This is a genomic window from Streptomyces mesophilus, from assembly GCF_011044995.1.
Taxonomy (GTDB): domain Bacteria; phylum Actinomycetota; class Actinomycetes; order Streptomycetales; family Streptomycetaceae; genus Streptomyces; species Streptomyces mesophilus.
This window is the reverse complement of record NZ_JAAKZW010000483.1, coordinates 1-848: the sequence shown is the minus strand read 5'-3', so window position 1 is coordinate 848 and position 848 is coordinate 1. Positions and strand designations below refer to the sequence as shown.

Annotated in this window: 1 protein-coding gene; it reads left to right on the top strand. The window is 74.5% G+C overall.

Going from position 1 to position 848, the window contains the following annotated elements:
- Positions 1-82: 82 nt before the first annotated feature.
- Positions 83-848, top strand: a 766-nt coding sequence (locus tag G6045_RS40685; protein WP_328708107.1) for an ATP-binding cassette domain-containing protein, incomplete at its 3' end; no start/stop codon positions are given.

The window sequence follows — 848 nt, the reverse complement described above, 5'->3', positions numbered from 1 at the left end:
GAGTGTGAAGCCGGCCCCGGGTGGTGTGGAGCTCGGCGGTGGGGCGCCTGGTGTGCCTGGTGCGCCTGGTGCGCCTGGCGTTGTGGGGCGTGCCTTCACGGAGGGCGATGCGGTCGAGGGAGTCCGGCGAGGCGGTGCCGCGCTGCGGCTGAGCGAGGTCACGGTGCGGCGGGCCGACGGTACGTACGCCCTGGACCAGGCGGACTTGGAGGTCGGGTTCGGCGAGATCGTCGGGGTCGCGGGCGTCGAGGGCAACGGTCAGAGCGAGCTGATGGCCGTGATCGGCGGAGCACTCGCGCCGGAGCGCGGACGCGTCGAGCTCGACGGCGCGGACCTGACGCGGGCGAACCCCGCGGCCCGAACGCGGGCCGGGCTCGGGGTCGTTCCCGAGGACCGGCACCACGAGGGTTGCGTACCGGAGCTGTCCGTCGCCGAGAATCTGCACCTCGGGCGACTGGGGGAGTTCCGGCGGTTCGGAGTGTTCCTGGACCGGGCCGCGCTCGGACGCGCGACCACGACCGTGCTCGATGCACATGACGTACGGGCGCCGGGCGCCTTCGCCCCGATGGCGTCGCTCTCGGGCGGCAACCAGCAGAAGGTCGTCCTGGCAAGGGAGTTGGCGCTCGATCCGCTGGTGTGCCTGGCCGCCTCGCAGCCGACGCGCGGCCTCGACATCGGCGCCGTCGAGGCGGTGCACGGCCGGATCCGTGCGGCGGCCTCGCGGGGCGCGGGCGTGCTGGTGGTCTCGGCCGAACTGGACGAACTGCTCGCCCTGTGCGACCGCGTGGTCGTCGCGTACCGGGGGCGGCTCCTTGGGCCGGTCGATCCGCGGGGGGACGGGGCGCGTG